19 protein-coding genes and 1 tRNA gene are annotated in these 24505 nt (G+C 34.8%); 10 read left to right on the top strand and 10 right to left on the bottom strand.

Annotated elements, in window-relative coordinates:
- Positions 1-70 precede the first annotated feature (70 nt).
- From ABDJ41_RS06210 to ABDJ41_RS06170, 9 genes are all read left to right on the top strand, one after another.
- Positions 71-1219: a glycosyltransferase family 4 protein gene (locus ABDJ41_RS06210; protein WP_349784973.1), complete on the top strand. Its 1149-nt coding sequence runs from the start codon at positions 71-73 to the stop codon at positions 1217-1219.
- 11 nt (positions 1220-1230) lie between these two features.
- Complete coding sequence (locus ABDJ41_RS06205) at positions 1231-2280, top strand: GNAT family N-acetyltransferase (RefSeq protein WP_349784972.1); 1050 nt, start codon at positions 1231-1233, stop codon at positions 2278-2280.
- 11 nt (positions 2281-2291) lie between these two features.
- Entirely contained in the window at positions 2292-3095 is an 804-nt protein-coding gene (locus ABDJ41_RS06200) for a phytanoyl-CoA dioxygenase family protein (RefSeq protein ID WP_349784971.1), read from the top strand.
- Between the two features lie 6 nt (positions 3096-3101).
- The gene (locus ABDJ41_RS06195; RefSeq protein ID WP_349784970.1) at positions 3102-4067 is read left to right on the top strand and encodes a hypothetical protein; all 966 of its coding nucleotides are present in this window, start codon (positions 3102-3104) and stop codon (positions 4065-4067) included.
- Entirely contained in the window at positions 4064-4579 is a 516-nt protein-coding gene (locus tag ABDJ41_RS06190; protein ID WP_349784969.1) for a GNAT family N-acetyltransferase, read from the top strand. Before ABDJ41_RS06195 ends, ABDJ41_RS06190 begins: the two co-directional genes overlap by 4 nt.
- Before the next feature lie 31 nt (positions 4580-4610).
- Positions 4611-5786: an O-antigen ligase family protein gene (locus ABDJ41_RS06185; protein ID WP_349784968.1), complete on the top strand. Its 1176-nt coding sequence runs from the start codon at positions 4611-4613 to the stop codon at positions 5784-5786.
- Positions 5787-5798: 12 nt separating this feature from the next.
- Positions 5799-6851: a GNAT family N-acetyltransferase gene (locus ABDJ41_RS06180; RefSeq protein ID WP_349784967.1), complete on the top strand. Its 1053-nt coding sequence runs from the start codon at positions 5799-5801 to the stop codon at positions 6849-6851.
- 23 nt (positions 6852-6874) lie between these two features.
- On the top strand, positions 6875-8782 hold the full coding sequence (locus ABDJ41_RS06175) for a polysaccharide biosynthesis protein (RefSeq protein WP_349784966.1): 1908 nt from the start codon (positions 6875-6877) through the stop codon (positions 8780-8782).
- 112 nt (positions 8783-8894) lie between these two features.
- Complete coding sequence (locus ABDJ41_RS06170) at positions 8895-9278, top strand: helix-turn-helix transcriptional regulator (protein WP_349784965.1); 384 nt, start codon at positions 8895-8897, stop codon at positions 9276-9278.
- A 66-nt stretch (positions 9279-9344) separates the two neighbouring features.
- Here the strand turns inward: ABDJ41_RS06170 and ABDJ41_RS06165 are convergent, their stop codons facing one another.
- The 5 genes from ABDJ41_RS06165 to ABDJ41_RS06145 all read right to left on the bottom strand — a co-directional run bounded on the left by ABDJ41_RS06165 (position 9345) and on the right by ABDJ41_RS06145 (position 15603).
- The gene (locus ABDJ41_RS06165) at positions 9345-10592 is read right to left on the bottom strand and encodes a DegT/DnrJ/EryC1/StrS family aminotransferase (RefSeq protein ID WP_349784964.1); all 1248 of its coding nucleotides are present in this window, start codon (positions 10590-10592) and stop codon (positions 9345-9347) included.
- A 42-nt stretch (positions 10593-10634) separates the two neighbouring features.
- Positions 10635-11804, bottom strand: coding sequence for a DegT/DnrJ/EryC1/StrS family aminotransferase (locus ABDJ41_RS06160; RefSeq protein WP_349784963.1), 1170 nt, complete (start codon positions 11802-11804; stop codon positions 10635-10637).
- Between the two features lie 71 nt (positions 11805-11875).
- Positions 11876-12409: a UpxY family transcription antiterminator gene (locus ABDJ41_RS06155; protein ID WP_349784962.1), complete on the bottom strand. Its 534-nt coding sequence runs from the start codon at positions 12407-12409 to the stop codon at positions 11876-11878.
- A 108-nt stretch (positions 12410-12517) separates the two neighbouring features.
- A complete protein-coding gene (locus ABDJ41_RS06150) occupies positions 12518-14782 on the bottom strand; it encodes a GumC family protein (RefSeq protein ID WP_349784961.1) in 2265 nt (754 codons plus the stop codon).
- A 68-nt stretch (positions 14783-14850) separates the two neighbouring features.
- Complete coding sequence (locus ABDJ41_RS06145) at positions 14851-15603, bottom strand: polysaccharide biosynthesis/export family protein (protein ID WP_349784959.1); 753 nt, start codon at positions 15601-15603, stop codon at positions 14851-14853.
- Positions 15604-15989: 386 nt separating this feature from the next.
- On the opposite strand from ABDJ41_RS06145, the gene ABDJ41_RS06140 reads away from it, so the two are divergent.
- Positions 15990-16062, top strand: a tRNA-Lys gene (locus tag ABDJ41_RS06140).
- 150 nt (positions 16063-16212) lie between these two features.
- Here ABDJ41_RS06140 and ABDJ41_RS06135 read toward each other — a convergent pair.
- The 5 genes from ABDJ41_RS06135 to ABDJ41_RS06115 form a co-directional block, all read right to left on the bottom strand.
- Positions 16213-17694 (bottom strand): ComEC/Rec2 family competence protein, encoded by a 1482-nt coding sequence (locus tag ABDJ41_RS06135; RefSeq protein WP_349784958.1) that lies wholly within the window; start codon positions 17692-17694, stop codon positions 16213-16215.
- Between the two features lie 10 nt (positions 17695-17704).
- Complete coding sequence (locus ABDJ41_RS06130; protein ID WP_349784957.1) at positions 17705-19708, bottom strand: gluzincin family metallopeptidase; 2004 nt, start codon at positions 19706-19708, stop codon at positions 17705-17707.
- Positions 19709-19718: 10 nt separating this feature from the next.
- A complete protein-coding gene (locus ABDJ41_RS06125) occupies positions 19719-21494 on the bottom strand; it encodes a patatin-like phospholipase family protein (protein WP_349784956.1) in 1776 nt (591 codons plus the stop codon).
- Positions 21495-21866: 372 nt separating this feature from the next.
- A complete protein-coding gene (locus ABDJ41_RS06120) occupies positions 21867-23198 on the bottom strand; it encodes a metal-dependent hydrolase family protein (protein ID WP_349784954.1) in 1332 nt (443 codons plus the stop codon).
- 92 nt (positions 23199-23290) lie between these two features.
- Positions 23291-24331: a porin gene (locus tag ABDJ41_RS06115; RefSeq protein WP_349784953.1), complete on the bottom strand. Its 1041-nt coding sequence runs from the start codon at positions 24329-24331 to the stop codon at positions 23291-23293.
- Positions 24332-24505 lie beyond the last annotated feature (174 nt).

Raw genomic sequence — 24505 nt, 5'->3', positions numbered from 1 at the left:
GCTATAAATAAGGCCATCTGACTGTAAGTCAGGTGGCCTTGTGATTTATTAAGGTTTTAATTTCAATATCATGACCACTAACAAAAAAAAAGTATTGATTGCCTGTGATTCATCACGAACCTTGCTGCAATTCAGGGGAAAGCTTATAGAACAGCTTCTTAAAGAGAATGAAGTATACGTTTTTACACCTAAAGTTTCGCAACAACATGTTAGAGAAAAACTAAAAGATATGAAGGTAACGGTATATGAAAATGGATTAAATGGAAGCAATGTTTCCATTTATTCTGATCTGAAGTATATTGTTCAATTGTATCAACTTATTAAGAAAATCAAACCTGATATTTTTTTTCCGTATACTTTTAAGCCTGTAATCTACGGAACAATTGTAGCAAACTTATGTAGAATAAGTTGTATCACTCCAATGTTAACTGGTTTAGGGTATAACTTTTCAGATAAGAATACAAAAAACTGGTTGGTAAGTATGATTACTAAAACCTTGTTAAAATTAAGTTTATCTGCTAATAAACGGATTCGGATTATTTTTCAGAATAAAGATGATTATAACAAACTAATTGCTTCAGGTATAATTGGTAAAAAACATCAGGCTTTTGTAGTTAATGGTTCTGGTGTGGATTTGATAGATTATGCTTATTCAGCTCCTGAAACCAAGGTCATTAGCTTTTTAATGATTTCACGACTCATCAATGCGAAAGGGGTTAAAGAATTTTATGAGGCCGCTAGATTGGTTAGTGAGAAGTTTTCTGGGATAGAGTTTAAGCTTATAGGGTCTTATGATGATAATATTGATGCTATTGATGATCAATTATATGCTAATATTAAATCCGGAAAAGTATTGCAATATGTTGGTCAGGTTGATGATGTAAGGCCTTATATAAGAGACGCCTCTGTATTGGTTTTGCCCTCTTATTATGGAGAAGGAGTTCCAAGATGTATTCTAGAGGGGATGGCAATGGGAAGGGCTATCATTACCTGTGACTCTGTTGGTTGTCGCGAAACCATAAACTTATCAGTAAAACAGCCAAATGGATTTTTAATTCCGATAAAGGATATTAAAGCACTTGTTTCAAAAATGGAACATTATATAAATCATACTAAAGACATTCTTACATATGGCCTTAATGGGCGAGAATTTGCCAGACAAAAGTTTGATGTGAATCTGGTTAATGAGGCAATGCTTAAGATTATGCAACTGAACTAAGAAATTTTGAGATGAGCTACTTACAAAATAATTTGCTTAAAGCTAAATATAAGATCATAACAGAACCAGATAATTGGGCTGAATATTTGAAAAAGTCAGTTAGTTATGATGTTTATCATACATTCCATTATTATAGATTGGATAAAAGAGGTGGAGAACCTATGCTTTTTGTATACGAAGAGGGGAATACATTTATAGCACTACCACTTTTAAAAAGGGAAATAGAGGACGTAGAATTTTATGACTTTACGTCAAGCTACGGATATACGGGGCCTATTTCAAATAAAAGCTTTGATAGGCTTAATAAAGCTTTTATAACACAGTTTTGTTATTCATTTGGAGATTTTATGCAGCATAATCGTGCTGTAAGTGTATTTTCCAGGTTAAATCCATTTATTAATCAATGTGAATTACTAGATAAGATTGGTGGAGTACGAAATAATGGCCGAACTGTATACATAGACCTTAAACAATCTTTAGAAGAGCAAAGGAATAGGTATGATAAAAGACTTTATAGACAAATCAGGCAACTCAGAAAAAAGGATTATCTAATTAAATATGCAGATACACGAAACGAAATTTCATTATTTACCGATTTGTACAATAAGAATATGCTTAGATTGAATGCTGATCAAAGCTATTTCTTTGATGAAAACTATTTTAATGAGCTTCTTGAAAATACAGATTTCAATTGCCGGCTATTATTAATATACGACGGAGATAAAATGATCTGTGGGGCAACAATTATGTGGTCAGATGGAGTAATTAGAAATCATTTGTCGGCAACAGCTGAATCCCATATTCAGTTTTCACCAAGCAAATTGTTAACCGATGAGATCAGTATAATAGGACGGAATTTGGGTATGAAATATTTTCATTTGGGAGGAGGCGTGGGAGGGCGGGAAGATACACTTTTTAAATTTAAACTTTCCTTTTCCAATCTGCTTTTAGAAGATAAAATATGGTGTTATATTGCTGATGATCAGTTGTATAATCAGTTGGTTGATGAGAAGAATCTTAATGGCAACAGCACCTACTTTCCATTATATAGAAATCTTTAGTTTAAAAAATTATGAACAATAAATTCGATTACGCAAAAGCTTCACTGGATGATTTTCAAAATTCAGTGAGCCAATTCGGTTGGGTTGTTTATGAAAATGCCCTTACAGATGAATTGATAGATGAAATTAGAGAAGATCTGATAAGTGCTTATGACATCCGGAGACAGGTTCAGATTAAGAATGGTATTGATAGCAATATGGAAGGTACGCTTCATCACTTGTTAGAACGTGATAATTTTGGTCTGCATTTTCTTGAACAGATGTTTTGCGATAAGGAAATGCGTAACTTTTTTAACGGCAACTATGTTCTAAATGGCTTAAGTGGGGTTATAAACATGAAAAACGATCGCCCTTATGTACAAAATGTACATCGTGATTTAAGAACCTTTACAGGTGAGATGAAAATGATGATTCAGATGATTGTGCTTCTGGATGATTTTACTGAGGAGAATGGTGCAACCTATTTACTCTCAGGTTCGCATAGAAAGGACGATAAACCTGAAGATGAATATTTTTATGAGCATGCAGACAGGGCGTTAGCAAAAAAAGGAAGCATTATTCTATTTGATTCTAATTTATGGCATGCTGCTGGAAAAAATTATACTGATTATCCACGTAGGGTTTTAACACTTAGTTTTACAAAACCCTATTTTAAGCCACAGTTCGATTTTCCTCGTTTTCTGGGTTATGAATTTGGCGAGTCACTAAGTGATAATTTACGGCAAGTCATTGGTTATAATGCCCGTATACCGGCTAATTTATCTGAATTCTATCAACCTGTGCATTTAAGAATGTATCAACCTGGACAAGGCTAATGTGTTATGGAAACTCAAACTTCAAAGACCATTGGAGGATATTTTCAACTGAGCCTTGAGCAGGGCAAAGAATATTATCCTGATCTGATCAAATTGAATACTTCAAGGAATGCATTGGAGTATATATTGATTGTTAAAGGTTATACCAAGATATATCTTCCTTACTTTACCTGTGAGGTATTGCTGGAACCTATTGTCAGGTTGAATATTAAATATCAGTTTTATAATATCAACAAAGAACTTGAACCAATAATTGATTTCGAGATTGGCCCAACAGAGTGTTTATTATACACCAATTACTTTGGATTGACACAAAAAACGGTCAAGAAGCTTAGTGAGAGTATTGACAATTTAATTGTAGATAATGCACAGGCTTTTTTTTCGAAACCATTACAAGGAACTGATACTTTTTATTCTTGTCGAAAGTTTTTCGGAGTCTCGGATGGAGCATATTTACAGATTAATATAGATGATCGTTTAGTCTTAGAAAAGGATAGTTCTGCAGATAGACTTAGGCATTTAATTGGAAGTATTGATTATGGTATAGAAAATAATTATGCAGACTTTCTGGATAACGAAGAAAGTTTGAAAGACAATTACATTAAATCTATGTCTCTATTGACTCAGGCTCTGCTACGAAATGTCAATTACCGTGAATGCAAAAGAAAACGTATAGAAAATTTTAGGTACTTAAATGACAAGCTGTTTTTAGCGAATGAATTAGAAATTGCATTTCAGGATGGTATACCCGCAATGGTATATCCTTTACTAATTTCAAAAAAAGGTATAAAAGCGAAACTGATAGAAAAGAAAATATTTGTTCCGACCTATTGGCCAAATGTATTTAAATGGACAACAGAAGATATGTTTGAACACAGGTTGGCTAAACGTACAATTTATTTGCCTGTCGATCAGCGGTACAACGTAAGTGATATGGCTTATATCGTTGATTTTTTAAAAAAAATAATATGAATTCATTGATCTATTTAAGACCGCTTGTACTGGCAGATGCTAGAATTTCCTATAAATGGAGAAATGAGCCGGAGATTTGGAAATTTACCGGATTCAAACCTGACCGCCATATTACCAGGGAGATCGAAACAAAATGGTTGAGCAATAAATTAAAAAATCATAACGAAAAAAGATTTGCAATTTGTTTGTTGGATACTGGACAATATATTGGAAATGTGCAGTTACTGGATATCGATTATGAAAAGGCATGGTTTCATATTTTTATTGGTGAAAAGAAGTTTTGGGGGATGGGAGTGGCCAAAAAAGCAACCAAAATTATACTGTATTATGCTTTCTCAGAACTAGGCTTAAAAAAGATTTTGTTGGAAGTTAATTCGTTAAATATCGCTGCGTGGAAGTTATATGAAAAAATTGGGTTTGGCTATTCCGGTAAAAAGGAAAAAAATGGATTTAAAGAAATGATTATCACAAAAGCAATATTTAGCCGAGAAAATCCCTCATTTGGATTATAAGTAAAATTGTGTTGGCTTCAATAATGGGTATATGAAATACTTGAAATTCCTTATTCTGTTATTGATTTTAAGTAACCTTTCTGGATATTTATTAATACATCATAATGATATTCTAGGAACTGCTTTATATATAATTGAATTTTCTTTTATCACTATATATTACTTTTTGAGTAAAAAGGAGAATCCAAATATTCATTTTGTTGTTTTTGGAATCTTGTTTTTTCTGATTTCATTAGTTATAAATAATCAGTTTTCGGAATCATTCTTAATCACATTTGCTAAGTATTTTATTTTTATAGCCTTGATGTCAAGTATACTACGTGATGTCAAAGATGATGAAATATACGGCATACTCATGATCTGCGCTCTAAGTATAATATGTGAAGCGATTTTTATAAATGGTATAGGAAGCCGAAATAGTGGTTTTTATTTAAATTCCAATTTGGCAGCTTTTGTTTGTGCAGTAGGATACATATATGGTTCAACAATGTATAAAAAAAACTTAAAGATTGTTGGACAATTTGTATTCACAATTGCTGGTCTAACAACCTTTTCAGTTATTTTTCTGGTGATATGGGGCCTGATCAATTTTCAACCCTTGTTCTCAAAAAGGAAAAATACATATAAGTTTGCTGTATGCATGGCTTCATTTATTGCATTTATTTCATTCAATGATCAAATGCATTTGAATACAAAACAAGTTGCCGTAGATTCAATTAAGTCAAGCAATTTTGATAAAGAATCTAAGTTTGAAAATCTGAAAGAAACTTGGACATTGTATTATGATAAAGTTCTGAAGAATCCATTATTTGGTAATGGCTACGGCAAAACAGCTGGTGAGGAAGATATCCGTTTCACCATTCAAATTAGTGTTCACAATATTTTTTTAATGATAATTGGGGAAGCTGGGATCTTTGCATTATTATATTTTCTATGTATCTATGGCTATCTTATTTTGAAAGGGATCTATTTTTTCAAGCAAAATCCTTCTGTTTTTTTTATATCGTTAGCATTAGTGCTATATATGTTAACCACCCATAGTTATTTTGATAATTATCTAATCTTATTTACGTCATTAAGGTTGTATCAAGAAATATACAAATTAAAAGAATTAGGTTGTCATAATCAGAGAGTAATTATAAGATCTAATAGAAATGTCAATGACCCTACAGAAAGAGATTTGTTAAAACAGTATCGTCTAAATTAAAATGCCATAGTTATGTTTAAAGTAATTACTTTGACCCAAAAGGAGGAATGGAATTCCTATGTCAAGAATGCGTTTGTTCACGATTTTTACCACACTTGGAGTTATCATACGCTAGATCATAGTGGTATTGCGATGCTTTTTGTTTATCAGGAAGAGGGTGATTATATTGCATTTCCATTTTTGAAAAGAGAAATTCCAGGGACTTCTTTTTTTGACTTAAGCTCTGTGTATGGTTACGTAGGACCAATATCAAACAGAGAGAACAAATATCTTAGTACCGAATTGATCATGAATTTCAAAAATGCATTTTTGAAATTTCTTAAAGATGGACAAATCGTCTCTGTTTTCTCTAGACTTCATCCATTTTTTAATCAAGATAGATTGGTAAAACACTTTATTGGTGTTCATGAAAATGGCAAAACAGTTGCGATGGATTTATCCTTGCCGATTGATGTTCAACGTAGAAAATATAATTCAGATACGCTACGTGCCATAAAAAAAAGTTGGAAGAAGGGGCTGTATATTAGAGAAAGTAAAAAGATAGATGATGTTGAGATATTTATTGATATGTATGCAGAAAATATGCAACGTGTACATTCTACAGATTACTATTTGTTTAATAGGCAATACTTTCTCGATTTGTTAAATTCTGATGAATTTGATTGTCGACTGTTATTGGTGTGTTTTGAAGAAGAAATTTTGTGTGGAACAATTATTACACTAACTCATGGGGTAATACAAGGGCATTTGATTGCAACTAAAACAGCGTACCTAAATGAATCTCCTGCTAAATTTTTGGTGGATGAGATTTCGTTATTAGGGAGAAATGAAGGAATGAAGCATTTGCATTTGGGAGGTGGTGTCGGTTTTAAAAATGACTCTTTATTCAAATGGAAATCATCTTTTTCTGACTTGTTTATGAGTTATAAAAGCCTGCGCTATATTGCTAATCGAGCAGTCTATGATTCCTTGGTGAATAGGTTTGGGATTGATAAAAATATAAAACTTGATTTTTTTCCTTTATATCGTGCAATGACCAATGTTATGATTTATAGTTGTTTATAATTGATAATCTAAATTTTAGCACAATGAAAAGACTATTGTTTCGTGAAAAGATTTACTCACGTTGGTTGATCTTACTAATTGACCAGATTATTATCGTCTGGACACTTTTTCTTTCTTTCTTATTAATTAATAAGTTTGAATATGAGCAATTGTATTATGCCAATTTTTTTGTTTACACTAGCTTTTATTGTTTTCTGGCTATTTGTGTATTTATAGGAATGCGTATTCATACAGGTATTATCAGATATTCAAATACTGAAGACATTATAAGAGTATTTCTAGCTGTTTTCATAACCAGTTGCATATTTACAATATTAAGCCATTTAGTTTTAGTTCCGTATTTTAAGATTTCTTCTAAATGGTTTCCGGAAATTATGGTGATGAATTTTTTTGTTTCCTCTTCACTACTGATAATATTAAGAATTGTTGTAAAGAGTTTATTCAGTTTCATTATGGAAATTCAGCCTTGTGATAAAAAGGAAAATATTCTTATATATGGATCGGGTATGGAATCTATTTTAGTGAAAAAAGCTTTAGACAGTAGTAAGGGAAATACCTTAAATGTATATGCATTTATAGACGATAATCTGGATAAAATAAACAAACATATCGAACAAAAGCATGTTTATCATTCGAACTCAATAGAAAGTTTAAAACAGAAAGCAAACATTAAAAAGATACTTTTTGTGGGTGATGATATAAATATAAATGGTAAAAAAAATACAATAGATAAGTGTATAGAGATGGGTATAAAAGTAGTTAAGGTGCCAGAATCTGATAAATGGATTTATGGTAAATTAACCCCTAATCAGATAAAGGATCTAAAAATTGAAGACTTACTGCATAGAGCTCCAATTATATTGGCGAAAGATAATATCTTAAGAGAGATTGCAGGTAAACGAATATTAATTACTGGTGCAGCAGGGTCAATAGGTTCAGAGATTGTCCGTCAGGTGATTAATTTTAATCCAGAATATATAGTATTATGTGACCAGGCCGAAACACCTTTGCACGACTTATATTTGGAGATTTGCGATGATTTTCCTGAAGCTAAAATACATGTAATCATGGCAAATATTCAAAATAAGAGTCGGATGAAAACCATCTTCGATGAGTACCGTCCTCAGATTATCTTCCATGCTGCTGCTTATAAACATGTTCCTATGATGGAAAGTAATCCATCTGAAGCAATATTAACAAATGTATTAGGAACTAAGAATATATCAGATTTAGCTATTGATGCCGGAGTCGAAAAGTTTGTTATGATATCGACAGACAAGGCTGTTAGGCCAACTAATATCATGGGTGCATCAAAACGCTTGGCCGAAATGTACATTCAATCTCTTTGTCATGAAACAATCAAACATGCTACTAAATTCATTACTACACGGTTTGGAAACGTATTAGGGTCTAATGGATCTGTTTTACCACGGTTTAAAACTCAAATAGAACGTGGTGGACCTATTACAGTAACGCATCCTGAAATTACAAGATACTTTATGACCATATCTGAATCCGTTCAATTGGTATTAGAAGCTGCGGCTATGGGAAACGGAGGCGAAATATTTCTATTTGATATGGGTGAGCCTGTAAAGATTGTTGATTTGGCCACAAATATGATAAAACTAGGTGGTCTGACTCCTGATCAGGATATTAAGATCGTATTTACGGGATTAAGACCCGGAGAAAAATTGTATGAAGAGTTACTATTGGTGGATGAACAAAATATATCAACATATCATCCTAAGATTAAAATATTAAAAATCATAAATCATAGCTTCCTTTATATAAACAATATGATTGAAGAGTTGTTAAGGCTAAATGGTTTAAATAATGATTTTGAAATGGTTAAGAAAATGAAAGAAATTATCCCGGATTATAAAAGTAAAAACTCTCATTATGAGTTGGTTGATGTGTTGATAGAGTCTTGATAATAAATGTTTTATTAAGTTTTATTTGTTATTGAAATTTTCTTAATTTAGAGTAATTGTCATCCCAACATTGTACTTTATATCAGTCTATTTACAAATTAAATTAATTGCTATGAATTCGAATGTAGGACAGGTAATTGAGCAAATTGTAAGAGAAGATCATGTAGGAATAAGTGACCTTTCCAGAAAATTACACGTAAGCAGACGAACCATATATAATTGGTTCAATCAAAAAACACTTAGTTTAGATATTATTTGTAAAATAGGAAATGCGATCAAACATGATTTTTCAAAAGAATTTCCAGAAGACTTTGCTAGATTAAAATATAATAACGAACTAAATGAACCTCTTTTTATGAGTGTAGATTTTAATTCGAATGAAACATATTCTGATTCTGTTAGTTACTGGATGAATAAATACATAAACTTATTAGAAAAATATAACGATTTGCTTAAGGAGTTTTCTTCGGTTGTTATTCGAGGTAAAGAATCATAAATAAAAAAGGTGTATCGTTTTAATGATACACCTTTTTTATTTACGAGACAAGAAGGATATTAGAATTTATTGAATGTGTACCAGTTCTTTTGGTTTGTTGTTTCTTAATTGAGATTCTACTACACTAACCACTGCGTCAATGATATAATCAGTGTCTTCATCACTTAGACCAGGGTAAATTGGTAGTGATATTTCACAAGCATATTGTTTATAGCTATTTGGATAATTTTCTATATTATAACCTGATTTTTTAAAATAGGTGAGCATTGGCATAGGAACAAAATGAACATTCACTGTAACACCCAGGTTAACAATATCTTCGATAATTTGGTCTCGCTGAGCTTCGGTGATGTTCTTTATACGTACTGGAAAAATATGATAGGACGATTCCCTGCTACTATCTTTTAATAATGGTGGTATAAACCATTCAAAATTGCATAAAGCCTGACAGTACTTTAGGGCAATTTGTTTTCTGATTGGAAGTAATCTTCTTTTATATTGTCTTATTTGAGCAAGACCAATTGCAGCACAAATATCAGGCATATTTATTTTCAAACCTTTGTAAAGAATATCATATCTCCAATTTGCCCCCCTGGATTTTGCATATGCGTCTTTGTTCTGACCATTTAGCGAAAATATTTTAAGGAAATTATATTCCTCAATGGAATTAAAAAATCCAGGTAGGTTTAAACAAATACACCCACCTTCTGCAGTTGTAACATTTTTTACGGCATGAAATGAGAATATAGTAATATCACTGCTTAGAGCACTTGAATGTCCCATATATATAGATCCTATAGAATGAGCTGCATCTGCAATCAGTAATATTCGGCCTAGCTTCAATTGCTCTTCAGACTCAGGTCTAAATAACTTTCTTATTCTGGAGCTTCGTATAATGGTTTTAATACCATTGTAGTTACAAGGTAATCCCGCAATATCTACTGCTATTATTGCTTTAGTCTTGTTAGTTATAGCTTTCTTAATTTGCAAAGGATCTATGGTTAGATCATCTGATATATCTACCATTACTGGTGTAGCACCACAATGCAAAATGCATAGTGCTGTTGCGCAATAAGAATAAGCAGGAATGATTACTTCATCACCCTCTTTGATGCCAAACCATTTAAGCATCATAATAGCGCCTGAAGTCCAGGAGTTTACGCAGATGGCTGATTTTGATTTGGTTAATTGTACAACCTCAGCTTCTAATTCTTTAACCTTTGGTCCGGATGTAATCCATCCAGATTTAAGTGACTCCACTACTTCATCTATTACACTCTGGTCAATAAAAGGTGGAGAGAATGCGATATTCATATGATTTAGTTTAAAAGTTTAAAAAAATGTTTTTTTATATTGTCAGCTAAATGATTTTAAATCATTAATCTCGGTTTCAATTTTATCTGCAATTGTAACTCCGAAATTTTCGGGTAAAGCTGATTCGATAATGTTGTAGTTTTGAGTTCTTTCAATAATGCGACAGATCATATCCAAATCAGGAAATGTTAAACTATGGTAAAGTGGTAAACAAACTATTTTTTTTACGACATCATCACATACAGGCATTTTTACTTGTCTAACATAAGGTAGTGTCGAAAGGGCCGGTGAAAAGTATCTACGGCAGTATATTTTTGACAGTTCCAGCTGGTTCATACATTTTATCCTTAAATCTTCTGTTTGAAATAGCATGGGAAAGTAAGCATAGTTGTAATCCTTATCCTGATTTAGCTTTGGAAATCTGGCATGAATATTAGCCAACCGTTGGAAATAATGTTCAGATAATAGTTTTCTTCTTTCCAGGATTTCGTCTACATGCTTTAAATTACATAGCCCCATTGCAGCATGGAATTCACAGTTTTTTCCATTAATGCCAACACTAGCGAACGCTTCCGGACCATTGTGCCCAAAATTTCGGAGATAAAGCATTTTTTTTAGCAAATCAGGGTCTCTTGTAAAAACAGCACCTCCCTCAATAGTATGTAGTAACTTAGTCGCATGAAAACTTGTCGTACTAATATCTCCATATTCAAATACAGATTTGTTTTTGTACTTTGTACCGAAGCAATGGGCAGCGTCATATATAACTTTTAACCCATGTTTATCTGCAATTTGTTGTATGGTATCTATATCGCAAGGGTTTCCATAAACATGGGTTGCTAAAATCGCTGAAGTTTTGTTGGTTATAGCCTGCTCAATTTTTAGGGGGTCAATGTTAAATGTTTCAGGATCAATATCTACATACACAGGTCTACAACCTTCCCATACGATACTACTTGTTGTAGCAACATAGGAAAATGGCGTTGTAATTATCTCACCTTTTAATTCAAGTGCTTTTATTGCTAATTGCAATGCAAAAGTTCCATTACAAACGAATAGCAGATGTCTTATATTTAAATATTCTTTGAGTTTTAGCTCAAAATCATTTAAAAGCGGACCGTTATTGGTTAGCCATTGGCGCTCCCAGATGCTGTCCAAATATTCTTTAAATTCTTCTTCTCTTGGAAGAAATGGTTTGGTTACAGGAATCATGTTTTTAAAATTATAATTTTGAAGTCCTGATAGTCGCTATGACTGTCAGCTTAAGACTTTTAGATGTAGTTTTAAATAGCACTGCTTAATACTACATTGGTAATTGGAGTACTACTAACCAATGCACAATTTAAATGATCAAAAACCATAAGTACGTTTCTTCCATTTACTTTTATAACTGTACCTTCCTGGTTATAGAAAATACCACTTTTAATACGTATTCTATCTCCAGCATTTAATTCTTTAGAACTTATAATTTCACAATCAGTTTCCGTAGTCAGGAATTGCTCAATTTTTTCGATTACACTATCTCTGATTACTGCGGGTTTGGCCATATAGTAGATGAAGTTCAGTACTCCTAAAGTTTGCTTCACTTTATATTCTTCACGTTCATTTATCCAAACAAATACATATCCGCTAAATAGAGGTACCTCTACTATTTTTTTTCTGTCTGACCACTGGTTAGTTGATTTCTTAAGTGGACAATAGGACTTTATGTCCATCGATTTTAGTAGCTTATCTACTTTTTTTTCCCATCTTGGACGTGTGTAAACTACCAGCCAGCGCCTGTTTAAGGCAGTACGAATACCGAATAAATTTTCCATATTAAGAGTATTTAGAGTACAGTAGTAATTAAGGATGGCCACTTTTGAAAGCGCAGAGCTTCGCTATATCACTCACGTAATTCTTTTTAAGCTCTTGTTTAGGGATTATTAATAACTTTTTGAGAGTTCTAGTCCGTATCCATATCCACCGTATCCATAGGTGCTTGTATTCTCTAGTTTTGCATCATTAAAAACTACCATTGGATTGGTTAATTTCTTATAATAAAGTATATCCTTTAAGACATTGAGTTGCAGTTTGTCCGTATAATTATAACGTACAAGGTAGATACTTGCATCGGTAAAAGGTGATAAACTAAATGCATCTGCTACTTGCCCTACAGGGGCAGTATCAATAATTACATAGTCAAAGCGTGATTTTAACTCCTCAATTAACTGACCGATTTTAGGATGCATCATCAGTTCTGCTGGACTTCCAGTGATCTTTCCACAATCAACAAGTAATAACTCATTATATTTTCTTGATTGCATTAGAAGATCATCAATGCTAAAGTCATCGTTCAATAAATAATCAGTAATTCCAACTTTAGACTGCAAATGCATTTTTTGTAGCAATTGTGGTTCACGCATGTCAAATTCCAGTAATACCACTTTTTTATTCACAGAAGCAAGCGTCATTCCAAGGTTAATAGAGAAGAATGTCTTTCCTTCTGATTTCATACATGAGGTAACTAATAGGACCTGATCTGGCATACCACTATTCATAAAATGCAGATTACTTCTGATATATCTGAACAATTCTGAAATTGTGGATCTACTATTCTGCTCAATAACAGCAGATTCATTTCTTTTAAGATGATTTAGTACCCCTAATACAGGTGCACCGGTATAAAGTTCAATATCTTTCACATCTAATACCTTACCATTCAGAACTGATTTTCCATAAATAAAAGCAATGGGGGTAAAGCACCCTATAAGACCAGCAAATAAATAAACCAATTGTTTTTTTGGAGAAATAGGATTACTGCTATAAGCTGGTTTATCAACAATTTGAGATGTAGGCATCGTTCCAGACAGTGATAGTGTTGTTTCCTCTCTTTTTTGAAGTAAGTATTTGTATAATCCAGCTTTAACACTTTGTTCCCTACTTCTTTCCAGAATTCCACGTTCCACAGCGGGTACAGAACGGATTTTAGAGTTAAAACTGGACGACATAGCCTGTAGGTTATTTCGTTCAATGACTAATCCTTTCTTAATATTCTGTAGGGTTTCCTGAATGTCAGATTTTAAACCTCCTAGTTGGGCAGTTAGATTTTGTACTAAGGGGTTTCCCTCTTCGGATGTTCGAAGCATCGTTGCCCGTTCCTGCTGTAAAGTGTTGAATTTACTGGTTAATTCACTTAAAGTGCTATTGTTAATGTTTAATGAGCTTGGGACAAGGTTGATGTTCCCTTTATTCATGTATTTTTCTAATGAAGAGACTAAGCGTAATTGTACATCAGTAGATGCTAACATAGAACTATACTCGCCAGATTTTGTTATGTTCATTTCTGACTCTACCCCAAGGTCAGATACCATATTGTATTGCTTGTAGTTTTCTACATCTTCTTCAACAATTGATAGATCTTTGGTCAAATATTTCAACCTATTGTCAATAAAACGAATTGTATTAACGGCAATTGTATTTTTCTTAGCTACATTCTCATCATTATATGTCTTAATTAATAAAGTAAGTATATCTAAACCTCTCTGAGGAATATTGTCATTTAGACTGATCGTAATAGTATTACCTTCTTTTACGGTTGGCTGAATTGTTAATCCTGATACGCTATAGAATTCCGTCAGCGGATTTAAGTCCCTGAAATTGATGTAAACCGGTTTAGTATTCTTGCTGTTCGTAGGGCCTTTGTTTACTATTATTTTATAACCGGGCCTTTGTATAGCCTGACCGTACGGTAATTCCCAGCTTTCTTTCTTGTCCTCCAGTAAAAAAGTATTGTCCTTTGCCGGTGTTATAATTAATGTCTTTGTATAACCAAGTTTGTTTACACCTAATAACTTAACATTTATAGGCAAAGTAGGGCCATACAATTCATTTTTTTGGAAACCATTTTTTTGAAAATAAGAGGTTTCTAAGGCAAGCTTTTTCAAGATTGGGCGTATCAAGTCTCTTGAACGAAGAACCTCCATTTCATTGTCAACCTTTTTATCGGTCTTAAACATATTCAAGTCACTAAAAGCAGTCCCTTTTAATTCTCCATCTCCCTTTTTATCGTCTTCCATTAGTAACGTGCTGCTAATCTTATAGATAGGAGGAGTGTTTTTTAAGTAAAAGTAAGCAGCTGAGATACTCAACCCGATTGAGAATACAAAAACATACCAGTATTTGGAATACTTTTGTACTATCTCTTTCATATCTTTAATCATCGCAGATGTTGATTGATGAACGGGCACTTTCATGATTTTTAGTTATAAATAATGCATTATCTGATTAAAGCAGTTGCAAGTACTGCGACAGCGGATATACAAGCCGTTATAATTGGAAGAGCACGATTGTTTGGGCTATACTCTTTTTCTTTTGATTTGTCTGGCTCAATATAAACAATGTCGTTTTGCTTTAACTGAAAATAGGGCGACTCATATACATTTTTATCATTTAGATTTAGTCTGGCCATATTACGAACTCCATTTGCCTCACGAATGACTAAAACATTATCTCTTTTACCGTACACAGTCATGTCTCCGGCCATACCTAATGCTTCCAATAGATTTATTTGTTCTCCTGGAACATTAAGAGATGAAGGTTTGTTGACTTCACCAATAACAGTAATTTTGAAATTTATCAATTCAACGGTCACAACCGGAGATTTAACTTGCTTACTAAACTCTTTTGCTATTAGATTTTGAGCTTCTTCAATTTTTAATCCTTCAACAGCTAACTCACCTAAAAGAGGTAAGTTAATGGTTCCTTTATTGTTTATTCTAATAGCTACCTTCCCACCAGAAACATTGCTGGTTCCCAGATTTCCGCTGCTGGCAAATAAAACATTATATTCAGGGTTCGGGCTACTGATAGAGACAGTTATTTGATCATTCTTTTGAAGCCTAAGGTCTGAAGTATTTTGAATTTCACTACTGGATACTTTTGATAGGTTACTAAAATAAACTAAGTCCCGCTGAGGAGAACAGGCCATAAAGACCATTGTAATTGATAAAAAAAGATATAAGTTTTTCATTTCAATAGAATTTAAAAGTTTACAAAACGATATTCTTTTTTATTGCTGAATAAAGTTATAGAATTAATATTTCAAGAAAAACGGGAGCAACTCAGTTGTATAGTAAATTGTAAAGGTTTACATATCAAATAAGGCATACAGTCCCATATATGTAAATTAATTCACAATATTTGAACTCCAGTCTTTACAATCGTTAATAGTTATTACACATTTTTATGCGATTTTGCTACATGAATCTTCAGTTTAGCTTAAGATTGAAGAAAGGGAATGAAAAATAAAAACCTGAGAATAAAATACTTGAAATAATACTTTGGATTTTTTTAAATTTTCTTTAGAAGAATAAATTAATAATTATATCTTTGCAGCCTCTTCAAATAAAAGAAGAAGATTCCGTAGCTCAGCTGGTAGAGCATTACACTTTTAATGTAGTGGTCCTGGGTTCGAATCCCAGCGGGATCACAGAAGATAGTGTGAAAACTACGTAAAAGCTTGCAAATCAAATGATTGCAAGCTTTTTTGTTTTCCGGGGAACCGCAAAATATTCAGAAATTGGGGGTCAATTTAATTCCTTTAGTTCTGCTTCACAATTCCAAATTGTCCACGTTAGGTTCACTCTTTTCGTCGATTTCTTGGTTTGATTTTGATTTTTGGAACCGTTGAAAGGTCTATAGTTTTATTTGTAGCTATTGAGAAATCATCTGTATTGATTCGTTGTACTTTGTCCTCTATGGTTAATTCGATAGAAAGATGGTTACCAGTTTCATCCTCGTTTACCTTAAGGTTTTTTAAGTCAGCCCTTTTTGCAAAAGGAAAATCCAGGGTAAATTTTTCACCTGATTGCTCTATTGTATCCGATCTAAGTACTCTTCCGTTACTCTGTCTATGGTAGCCCATGAGCATATCGGGTTTGAGCATGAGGAATCCCTGTTTGGTACTAATCGATTCATCAACAGGAATTAGAATAGTCAGATCCTTTTTGTTCATGAGTTCCAATCCTTGTTTTAAAGTAGCGTTATGGCTGGAATGATGGCCTGCTTTGTAAACTACAGTGCGCGAAAGCAGGTCCTGCCCATTTACTGTACTGTCCTTGAATTTTACGTTAAACCAGCTTTGCCAGTTGCCAATTTGTGCATCTCCAACAAAGAGCAATACTTTTCTTGATTTTACCATTTCAAAGGCCAGTACCAGACTTGTATTATTGGTCAGGGAGTCCATATGCAGCGAGAGCCTGCCTATTTCGCTAAGCCAGTCGTGGTCAATTTTTCTCCATTGTTCCTCTTCATATAATGTTTTAATCATCAAGGTTTCATTGCTATGTTTTCCGATGTATTTTGCATTAAAAGGGAAATTGGCTTCCCGACCACTAACACCTCCATAGTTGTTCAATGCTTCAAGCATCAAGGTGCCGGAAATGTCCATATTTGTCATTTCTAAGGAAATATTTAAGCCCGAAACCTCTTCCTGATTATTGGGATCCAATTTGGTTAGCATGTTCTTATCTACCGGTGGCCCCAATACATATACCTTAATTTCATTATCCGTTCCGGGAAGGAAAAAAGAATCACCAGGAGTAAGAAATCTGGTATTGTCCCCGGCTAACTTTAGTAAACTACTCATTGCTGCACCGTTGGACTGACCTTCGGCAAAAAGATCGAAACCTTCCTTTGCTTTCATCATGGCCTTTACCTTAGGATTGTTCGGGAACGTTTCACCAACCAGCTTTTTTACTTTTTCGTTCTTCTTCCAGTATTTTTGTGTCAATTCCCTTAATAATTGACCTTCTTTGCTGTTTTCATCATCCAGAAAAGAAAGCCAAAGTTCTGAAGGAAGCCCCTGGAGTATATCCTCAGAAGTCCCAAAACCACTAATATGATCCTTATGCTGGTGGGTAAGTACAACTGTTAATTTTTTACCTTCTACGGTCTTGCGGATGTCTTCTGCAATAAGTCTTTCTCTGTCCTTATTTCCGGTATAAGATCCGAAATCGATGAGTACAAAGCATTCATTTTTTCCTTCTGCCTGGAATTTCAGCAGAAAGCAATCGCCCAGGTTTTTCTGGTTATACATGCGTATGGTTGTGGTAACAGACATTTTATTTTTTTTAATGGAGGTGAAGGGAAGCAAATGGCTCTTTTTCCTGCATCAGCAAGGCACCGGTTTCTGAGAGGGGACTATTATCCCTAATGGCATAGTCTAACTGGCGGAAAAGCCGGTCTGAACTGTAGACATTTTTCGAGATAATATACTGGATTTCATAATTCGCCATATCGATGATTAGTGTTGCCCCACCTCTGAAAATGTAGCGGTCGTCTTTAATGTAACCCTGGTATTTTGTTCCTTTAAGTGGTATAAATACTTTTTGCAGGAACATAATCAGCATCACGTTTCTGCTGTTTCCGGTATATGGATCAGGCAGGACCAATGGCCGGCACTGGTATACCTGGAAGACTTTTCTTCCCTTAGCGGAAAGAACGATATCTTTTTTGTCTTCACTGATAATCTCTTCCTTTTGTATATAATTGATCTCGGTAAACTGCATTCCAAGAAGTTTTTCTGCTCCTTTATCCAGAATGTTCCATTTTAGATTAAATAGGTCATGAACAATGGCCGAAAGTTTTCTGGTCTGTTCAAAAATGATCTTCCTGTTGTTTTCTCTAATGATACGTTCTATGCCACCTTGCACCTCGTGAATACGAAGATTTGGATGGTTTAATTGTTGACCCAATGAAAAATCCGGATCGAATGCATATTTGATGGTTTTTACCAATGAACGTAATTCCGGGCTATCATCAAAAAATTCGTCGGGACTTTCCCATTTTAAAGCTTCAACTGAGAAGGTGTTGACATCATCCGGAATTATTCCCCAGCTTCTGAAAGATTCCATAATGGCATATCTAACGCCTTCTTCATCATCAGGATTATGAGCAAGGTCTGCAGTGATTAGCGATCGGAGGTAATCCCCAAAAGTGAGGTCGGCAGGCGGGCAATAGTCCAGTGCCCTTATGCATACCATCATTAGTTTATCTGCAATTTCACAGGCTTCTTTGGATAAACGTTTGACCAGGTCCGGATCGATTTCTCCATGGGCAAGTATTCCGGTCCCATTGGATGCCAGTCGGATAAGGTCTGCAACTTTATATTTGTATAGCCTTGCGAAAGCATCAAATACGGCAGCTACTAATATACCTCCGCGACTATGTGGTTCACTAATCGTTTGATAAAGTGATTGATCTGGTTGAACGTTTTTCCAGTTCCCGTTTTCATCTTTCTCTATCAGGAAGCTGCGCAGTGCACGCCTGTTACCTGAAACTGCCTGCCCGAATTGTATCGCAAGATCTCCAAGCAGGTTCTCAGGGGAAAGCATATCACCTTTTGAATTCCGAATCTGGTCTTCTACAACCGATCTGAAAGTGAACCGCTGTAATAAGGCAATAATATCCGCGAAACCTTCATGGAATGCTAGCATATCCTGGTTTGTGTTACTTGTGAGATAGGGGTGGATGCTATGCAGGATAGCATGGGTAACTTCATGCGCTACAATATCCGGGGAAAGACAGGTAAATACGGTAGTACCCGGTACATTATTTCCATTCCAGTTATTGGCTGCTTTAAAATAACCGAACAACAATGCATTTTTATCTGGTGAGTAAAAGGCATTTTGTTGTCGCATCGCATGTGGATATACCCTTAGCTTTGAGATAAACTGCTGGCTATATGGTCGTCCCTCAGTGGTTTCATTATCCATAATCTTTGACCAGATGATCTTTCGGCCCAATGCCCTTTCGAATTGAGTGATGATACTCATGATAACAGCATAGACCTGCTGCTGATGAAACCTGGGGTCGCCTTCGGAGAGCTCCATTCCGTGATCAGCAAGAACAAACTGATGGTTGAGCTTTAAGGGCTCATAGAAACAGTTTTTAGTAGGGTCAAAATCGATGACCTCTACATATTCGCCCACAGGCCCGGGTAAAGTTTCTTCCCATTTTATTTTATACAATACCTCATTTACCTGACGCCTGGCTAGGGTTGAAGCGAATGAGGGGTCGAAGGCATACCCCTTGAGTTTACGGAAAAATGGTTGAGGATAGTTTGAATAGTCCATTGACAAGATTTTATATGGTTTTAAACCCCTGGATATTTGCGCCCATCTGGTTATAGAGCCAGAAAGGTGAGGTGGTATTGAGTTTAAGCCAATCTGCTTCAAGTTTAGCCATGAGTTCTTCCAAATCATTGTCCAGTATCTGGTCTGGAATTGAAAGATTTGCTTCTTTTAGCGTTTTGATGGCATCGCTTTCCAATTTCTTTACGTGTTTGAGCAGATTATAGCAAGTTGTAAATTGCCCTGTTGCGATAATGGTGGCCATGCTATACTCTTGCTGATGATTGTTGTCAAACCATAAAGTGGTAGGCATCAACCTGGCCCGTTCGGCTGTTTCAATAAGGTCCAAACTGGGCTGTAGAAGACCAAAGTCTTTTTCGGTAAGAGCATTTGATCCAATAACCTTATCCAGCTCTGGGTCGAGTTTTGCATTTTGTTTCACTTTGCTCAGATCATAGATTGCATTACTTATGATGATTTTTGAAAGCTCAGGGTCTCGATATAGCATGTTGTAATAATGCCTGCGGATTTGTTTAAGGTAGATATCATTGGTAAGCAGCAGCACGGATTTAAGCCTGGAAGTAAGGAACTGTTTAAGTGCCGAAAGTCTGATATGCGAAAAATATTTTCCGAACTTAAAAAATTCAATACCCCAGGTGCTTTTATCTTTTATTGACTGCGCTGCCGAGCTACGCAGTTTTAATTTAACCCATATCCAGGTAATTAACGACAAGGCTGTTGGGATTAGAAACAGGCTGAACCATGGACTCCAGTTGAAAAAACAGCGTAACAAAAATATAGGAAATAGAAGTCCAAAGTAAAGTAGTACATTGGATAAGTGTCGCAAGGAAAAATGGGACCAAAAGTTCTTTTTCTCCAGGGGCAAGGTATATCCATCCATAAAATAACTCGATACATCAGTCGCAATTATAAGATCAAACTTATTGTTATCCTTTCGCCTGTAATTTGCCTTTAGTACACTGTCAATTGCCTGGTTATCGGCAACACCGCCATCCATAAGACCAAATCTTTTGCTGTTACTTTTAAATTGTTCATCCCTGAACGGATCGTTTTTTTCCGTATTTATATTAAAAGGATTTTCTGTGAAATTTATTCCATCTGAGAGTTCTTCATTCGATAGCTGGGCATGGGTAAAATCATCTGGGAAGATAAAAGGCTCAAAGCCCCCAGGAAAACAGGATGAACAGGCCAGTAGATCAGCAAGTTTTAGTTTATCTGCACTTTCCATTCCAGCACCTTTAAAATAAATATAATTATTCCCCACTCTGCCCATTGGCGATTTATTGACTTTATCCTGGCTTTGGAATCGGAAACTGAGGCCATTGGCAAATTCAGTTGCATTGATGGTAACTTGGTTAAGGTGTGTGCTGGTCAGTTTTTCACTGAATAGACCAAATGTTTTACCATTGAGTATGTTTTTCCCGTCATAGGCAATAGAAAATGCATTGATCAGGTTTCGACTCTTTCCAGGCCTTGTTTCCCATATCTTGTCGTCATTGAGGATCTTGAAGACATTTTCAATCAGTGTGTCTCCACTTAGTATTTCTACAAGATCAAGATAGAAGTCATCAAAAGTCGCTCCGTCACATTTTTTTGCAGTATAGACAAGGTTAGTGATACTTCCTCCTGAAGTGGATCCTATGAACTTAACATTTTCCAACAGAGGGTTACCCTGATAGTTTATTGATTGAAGATAGGATAGTGTACCTAATGAGAATGCTGCTGCACGAAAACCACCACCAGAAAAAGCCAATGCGATATTTTTCATATAAATCGGATAAGGTTTGCTAACCAATTAAGATCCTGTCACTCATAGAGTTTATCCGCCGCTGGATTGAGAAAGCTAAATAAATTTAGTAAAATTTTCTCAGTATACTAAATTTAGGTTTTCTTGGTAAAAAATAAGACAAAGGAGCATATATACGAATGCTGAATACATTTCAATGTATTCTCTAGTGAACTTATTGTCTGCAACATTGAATGTATTTCAATCCAAGTTGATCCTTTTTAAACTACTTTAGTAGAGATAAATGTGCTTTTTTATATACACAAAAATACCCTACTAGAGACTGCATTGCACTATTTGAATTAAATGGGGGCTTGGATTAAAGCATTATCTACCAAATTCAAAATTTAAGAGTTATTTTTTAGTTTTTATGGTGTTTTTATAAACCTTTCCATTTTTCATAATTAACAAGAAGTTTTTTTCTGGGTTGGTGATTAATGATAGATTTTTCAGTGGATTACCATCAACCAATATTAGATCTGCGTAAGCCTGTTCCTCTATTATGCCAATTTTTCCCGGGTATGGGCTTCGAAGTCCAGAAAGTTGTAGCAACTCACCGTTATCTTGTGTAATCATTTTTAAAATTTCTGCATTACTAAACCATTTCTGAAGTCGAATGATATAACTATTTTGATCTTTATTTAGTTCTGGTTCAAAAAGAAAATCTGTTCCCCATGCCAATTTTACACCAAGCTTTTTAGCCAGAGGCCAAACCTTATCTTGTCCATCTAGTACTGGTTTACGCTTTTCTTTACGTTGCTCGTCCATATTATCGTGATTGTCCATTAAGTTCTGAAGGCTTAACCAAACATTTTTCTTGGCAAGTAATTTTAAGGTTTCCTCATCAAGCATTTGACCATGTTCTATAGACTTTACACCAGCTTCAACTGCACGCTGTACTGCTCTTGGCGTGTAGGCATGTACCATCACATAAGTTCCCCAATCTTCAGCCGCTTCTACTGCAGCTTTCATTTCATCTAATGTATATTGAGTTACATCAATAGGATCATAAGCTGAAGAAGTTCCTCCGCCTGCCATCAACTTAATCTGACTTGCTCCGAAGCGTAAATTTTCTCTTACCGCAGTAAGTATATCATCTCGTCCATCGGCTATAAAAGTGGCTCCAAGTTGTTCTGCTCGAGATGGTTTTCCAAAGAATCGACGTGAACGCTCATCTGGTGTTCTAAAATCACCATGTCCTGCTGTTTGACTAATAGTTGCTCCGGAAGGCCAGATTCGTGGACCTACAATTTTACCTTTATCAATGGCCGATTTTAATGGAAAGATTGGACCACCGGCGTCACGAACACTCGTAAATCCTCGCATAAGCATTTGTTGCGAAGATAATCCAACACTACTTATTAAACCTTCTTCAGACATATTTGGAGCCATCATTTGAGCCATAGTTAAAGAACCAAATACCATATGTACATGGGCATCAATTAAACCAGGTATTAAGGTTTTACCGTTGCCATTAACTTTTATTACATCTATATCTTTAACTTCTATAACAGAAGGACTTATTTTTTGAATTATTTGACCAGAAACTAAAACATTCATCGGAACTGTAAGTGAAGATGTTTTATAGTCTAACAGTCTGACATTTTCGATAAGGGTCTGTTTTGTCTGTGCTATAGTTATAGATGTGCTGATGAAAAAAAGCGTTGCAATAGATTTGAATTTCATAAGTTATAAGAATGTATCATTTCGAAGGTACTATAAAAATAAATATTATAGCGAACTATAGTATGAAAATGCTCGTAGAACAGGGTAGGTATTTATAAATGGACAACTTTATTGAACTTTTTTGAAACATCTATTTTAATTCCCAATGTAAAAACACTTTTTTCTTGTTCTCCAACAGCATTTTTCCCAGTCGATATACGTTGCTCGCTATACAGCTGAACAAATTTGAGAGGTAGATAAGCAATCCCCACAATAAAATCGTTTCTTTTAAATCTGTTGTGAATGGGAAGTTGCCCGAAAACGGTTGAAATGTTGCCTATTATTGGCATATAATGATTATATCCTGCAAGCATAGCTATTTTATCAAGTTTATACTTGCCAAAGATTTCAATTCCCCTGGCACCAAAAACAATGGTAGGTCTGACTTCCCCAGCTTGAGGATCTATATAAAGGCCTTGTGCAAAGTCTCCGTTTTTCTGGAATGAATAGATTATACTGAAATCCATTTTCTTACCTATATATTTAGTACCTGAAGTGATATAAGTCGGGTGTCCGGAAAGCCCTAATATTTTTCCACCAGTTATTGTATTTTCGCTAAGAAAAGCGCGGTTATAAGCTGTTCCAATGAAAAAATCTTGCATGATTTCCAGCTGGGCAGATAATCCAAATCCATCTATAAACCGATTGTTATTGCCAGCTCTTGCTTGAATCTGGGCGCCAAAATGTAATGGACCAACCTTGTTTCTATAGATTATGGACTGATCTGCACGTCCTGTGCCATTTTCACCGCCATCTGTTCCGCCAATAAAAGTTGCTGATGCCCTTGACCCGAAAACATTAAATCTGTCTGTGTAAGAACTAATATCCCGGTAAACGCTCCACTGCTTCCCAATGGTAAGGATACCATATTTATACATATTTATTCCTAAATATCCCAAACGGTTTCCGAAAACCTGTTGAGTTTGTGCTGCTTGAATGTTCAGAAATCCACCTGATAAATTGCCATCAGCATTGAATGATGAACTTCCTCTAAACATATTCATCTGTATTTCTACACCAGCAATAAACCCAATTTTTCCTTGTTTGATACTGAGTTCTGCTCCGATTCTTGATGCATTTTCCTGAAGTTCCATTTTTTTATCAAAAATAGCTGTATGGCCGCGAAGCCCCACATAAGGTTTGATCGTTATTTCAACGGAATCAGTGGCACTCTGCCCATAAGCTGAACGCAGGCAAAAACATAAAGATATACAGAGCATTAGATGAGATATTCCTGACATATAGGGGGGTACTTATCATTAAGGCGT

Origin of the sequence: Pedobacter sp. ASV1-7 (genome assembly GCF_040203335.1) — a bacterium.
In the GTDB taxonomy this organism is placed as follows: domain Bacteria; phylum Bacteroidota; class Bacteroidia; order Sphingobacteriales; family Sphingobacteriaceae; genus Pedobacter.
This window is presented reverse-complemented; position numbering and strand designations above follow the sequence as displayed.